Source organism: Dietzia sp. DQ12-76, from assembly GCF_014145045.1.
Taxonomy (GTDB): Bacteria; Actinomycetota; Actinomycetes; order Mycobacteriales; family Mycobacteriaceae; genus Dietzia.
Map to the genome: position 1 here is coordinate 1 of NZ_JAALDV010000474.1, position 3,867 is coordinate 3,867.

Annotated in this window: 5 protein-coding genes and 1 pseudogene; all 6 read left to right on the forward strand. The window is 69.0% G+C overall.

The genetic code is table 11. The features are described from left to right. Positions 1 to 271, forward strand: a pseudogene (locus tag G6019_RS15055) (M16 family metallopeptidase); the annotation flags it as partial. Positions 272 to 314: 43 nt separating this feature from the next. After that, positions 315 to 1,064: a 4-hydroxy-tetrahydrodipicolinate reductase gene (dapB, locus tag G6019_RS15060; protein WP_107758104.1), complete on the forward strand. Its 750-nt coding sequence runs from the start codon at positions 315 to 317 to the stop codon at positions 1,062 to 1,064. Positions 1,065 to 1,071: 7 nt separating this feature from the next. Beyond that, positions 1,072 to 1,551, forward strand: a complete 480-nt coding sequence (locus tag G6019_RS15065) for a hypothetical protein (RefSeq protein ID WP_107756606.1) — start codon at positions 1,072 to 1,074, stop codon at positions 1,549 to 1,551. Further along, the gene (locus tag G6019_RS15070) at positions 1,548 to 2,000 is read left to right on the forward strand and encodes a flavodoxin family protein (protein ID WP_107756605.1); all 453 of its coding nucleotides are present in this window, start codon (positions 1,548 to 1,550) and stop codon (positions 1,998 to 2,000) included. The genes G6019_RS15065 and G6019_RS15070 overlap by 4 nt, the downstream gene beginning before the upstream one ends. A 35-nt stretch (positions 2,001 to 2,035) precedes the next feature. Then, complete coding sequence (thyX, locus tag G6019_RS15075) at positions 2,036 to 2,788, forward strand: FAD-dependent thymidylate synthase (RefSeq protein ID WP_107756604.1); 753 nt, start codon at positions 2,036 to 2,038, stop codon at positions 2,786 to 2,788. A 58-nt stretch (positions 2,789 to 2,846) separates the two neighbouring features. Next, a complete protein-coding gene (gene dapA, locus G6019_RS15080) occupies positions 2,847 to 3,794 on the forward strand; it encodes a 4-hydroxy-tetrahydrodipicolinate synthase (protein ID WP_182612278.1) in 948 nt (315 codons plus the stop codon). The last annotated feature ends 73 nt before the right edge of the window (positions 3,795 to 3,867 follow it).

Consider the following 3,867-nt stretch of genomic DNA (forward strand, 5'->3'; position numbering starts at 1 on the left):
TGTGGACCGGGCGATCGGGCACCTCACCGGGTCGATCCGGCTGGGGTTGGACGATCCCCTGTCGCGGATGACGCGGATCGGCCGCCACCTGCTGGACCGCGACGCGGTGGTGACCGTCGCCGACTCGCTGTCCCGCCTGCGCGCGGTGCGCCGCGACGACGTCGCGGACTACTGGACGGGCGAGGTCGCTCCGTGGTGTCTGGCGGCCGTGGGTCCGGGCATGCCCGGCACCGAGGGTGCGGCGGGTCTCCTGGCCCGGGTGGGCGGATAGGCTGGTGGGCGGGTCGGCGACCAGTGAGGAGACTGAGGAGACGATGACGGTGACGAAGGTCGGTGTGCTCGGTGCACGCGGCAAGGTGGGCACGGCGATCTGCGAGGCGGTCCGCGCGGCGGAGGACCTCGAACTCGTCGCCGAGGTGGACCACGGTGACCCCCTGGGGATGCTCACCGATGCCGGAGCGGAGGTGGTCGTCGACTTCACCCACCCCGACGTGGTGATGGACAACCTCGAGTTCTGCATCACGCACGGCATCCACGCGGTGGTCGGCACGACCGGATTCACCGACGAACGTCTGGACACCCTGCGGGGGTTGCTCTCGTCTCATGCGGACACCGGGGTCCTCGTGGCACCCAACTTCGCCATCGGAGCGATCCTCATGATGCGCTTCGCTGTCCAGGCCGCCAGGTACTTCCCCTCGGCCGAGATCGTGGAACTCCATCACCCGAACAAGGCCGATGCCCCGTCGGGAACGGCACACCGCACCGCCGAGATGATGGCCACCGCCCGCACCGCCGCCGGGATGGGACCATGCCCGGACGCCACCTCCACGGAGCTGGAGGGGGCGCGGGGCGCCGACGTCGGTGGGGTGAGGGTGCACTCGGTCCGGGTGACCGGCCTGGTCGCGCACCAGGAGGTGATCCTGGGGACCCAGGGGGAGACCCTGACGATCCGGCACGATTCCCTCGACCGCTCCTCCTTCGCGCCCGGCGTCCTCCTGGGGGTGCGCTCCATCTCGCGTGTGCCCGGACTCACCGTGGGGCTCGACGCCTTCATGGATCTGTAGGCCGACCGTGGACAGAGTCGTCAAGCCCCTGGTCATGGCCCTCACCGCGGTCGGTCTGGTGGTGGCGTTCGGGTACCTGCTGTACCTCGGGTGGTCCATGGTCAGCCGATCCGAGTACCTCGCCATGCGTGGGCTCGGGGTCGGGATCATCCTGCTGACCGCCGTCGGGGCTTGGGCGACGTGGGCGATCCTGCGGAACGGGTTCGAACTCCAGAAGATCTCCGCCGCCGCCGCCGCGGAGGGAATAGAGCTCGACGTCTCCACCCTGGACCACCGTCCCTCCGGGCGTCTCGAGCACGCCGCGGCGGATGAGCTGTTCGACCGGGTCAGTGCCGAGTACCAGGCGGCCCCGGACGACTGGCGCACCAACTATCGTCTGGCCCGGGCGTATGACCATGCGGGCGACCGCGCCCGCGCCCGGGAGATCATGCGGGTGGCCATCACTCTGCACGAGGCGGACACCTCCGGTGCCCGGGATCAGCGATGAGCGCCGTTCTCCTGGTCCACCACGCACCGTCCCCGAGGCTCCGCCGCATACTGGAAGCCCTGGAGCGCGGGCTCGCGCATCCCGAACTCGAGGGAGTCGAGGTGGAGTCGGTACCCGCTCTGGCCACGACCGACGACCACGTACTCCGGGCGGACGGATACGTCCTGCTCACCCCGGCGAACTTCGGTTACATGTCAGGTGCGCTCAAGCACTTCTTCGACCGCACCTACTACACGTGCGAGGGCGCCGTGGCCGGTCGGCCCTTCGCACTGTGCGTGCACGGGGACGACGACACGTCGGGGGCCGTCACCTCGGTCGAGCGGATCACCACCGGGTGGGATCTGCGACCGGTGGCGCCGGCCCTTCATCTGACCGGCGAGCCCGGCGGCGAGGATCTCGACGCCGCGTCCGAGATCGCCGCGACGGTGGCCGCACACCTTCTCGGCTGACCCGCCGGGCGACACGACACCACGAGGAGTCCACCATGTCCGAGCTCGTCCGGCGGCAGGTCCGCATGGTCGCGCACACCGCGTTCACGCCACCCGACGAGATCGGGTGGGAGACGGACGCCGACGGCGGATCCGCACTGGCCGAGTTCGCGGGTCGGGCCTGTTATCAGAGCTGGGACAAGCCCAATCCGCGCACGGCGTCGAACGCCGGCTACCTGAGGCACATTCTCGAGGTGGGGCACCTCTCGGTGTTCGAGCACGCGAGTGTGACGTTCTACATCACGGGCATCTCCAGATCGTGCACCCACGAACTCATCAGGCACCGACACTTCTCCTACAGTCAGCTGTCGCAGCGGTTCGTCCCGGAGCACGATTCGAAGGTGGTGCCCCCGCCGGCGATCGCGGAGGACCCGGAACTGGTGGAGATCTTCCGCCGGGCGACCGACGCGTCCCGGGAGGCGTATGCGGAGATGCTCTCCAAGCTCGAGGAGAGATTCGCCGACGTTCCCAACCCGATGTTGCGGCACAAGCAGGCGCGACAGGCCGCGCGTTCGGTGTTGCCCAACGCGACCGAGACCCGGATCGTGGTCACCGGCAACTACCGCTCGTGGCGCCACTTCATCGGGATGAGGGCGACCGAGCACGCGGACACCGAGATCCGCGGGCTGGCCATCGACGTCCTGCGGCAACTACGCGCGGCTGCGCCGGCGGTGTTCGCAGACTTCGAGATCACCTCGCTCGAGGACGGTTCGGAGATCGCGGTGAGTCCCTACGTCCTGGAGGGGTGATCCGTAACGCCGGGTCGGAATCGGGACTTCCCGTGGTCTGAGGGTAGTCTGGGAGGCCATGACACACGTGACCACAGGGGGCCCGACGTCGGCGGACGGTCGACAGGCACTCTCCCCGCCCGGGCGCCCCACTCCGTTCGGCACGGTGCTCACGGCGATGGTCACTCCCTTCGGGTCCGATGGCTACGTCGACCTGAGGACCGTCGCGTGTGTCGCGCAGCACCTCGTGGACTCCGGGTGCGACGGTCTCGTCGTCTCCGGGACCACGGGAGAGTCGCCCACCACCACGGACGCGGAGAAGATCGCGGTTCTCGAAGCCGTTCTGGCCGCGGTGGGGGACAGGGCGTTCGTGGTCGCCGGGGTCGGGACATACGACACCGCGCATTCCGTGCACCTCGCGCGGCAGGCGGCGTCAGTCGGTGCGCACGGCATGCTCGTGGTGACGCCGTACTATTCCAAGCCCACCCAGGCCGGCCTCGACGCCCATTTCCGGGCGGTCGCCGACGCCACCGATCGACCGGTGATGCTCTACGACATCCCACCGAGGTCGGTGGTCCCGATACAGGCGGAGACGCTCATCGGGCTGTCGTCCCACCCCAATATCGTCGCCGTCAAGGACGCCAAGGGTGACTTCCATGACGCGGTCACCGTGATGTCCCACTGTGACCTCGTCTACTACTCGGGAGATGACCAGCTCAACCTCCCGTGGTTGGCCGTGGGAGCCAGCGGTTTCGTCAGCGTGATCGGCCACGTGGCCGCCGCGCATCTCGTGAAACTGCGCCGTGCGTTCCTCGCGGGCGACATCGACACCGCGCGTCACATCAACCTCGGACTCCTCCCGCTCTTCGACGCCCAACGGGCTCTCGGTGGCGTGTCGATGTCCAAAGCAGCTCTAGAACTTCTCGGGATCCCGGCCGGAGCGCCGCGACTCCCGCAGTTACCACCCACCACCGAGCAACAGGACGCGTTGGCGTCGCTGCTGCACAGAGCAGGAGTCATCAGATGACAGAAGACCCGACCACCAACCGGGGTCGCAGCCGCACGCGGCGCGCCGCCGGGCGCCCCACCGGCGAACCCGC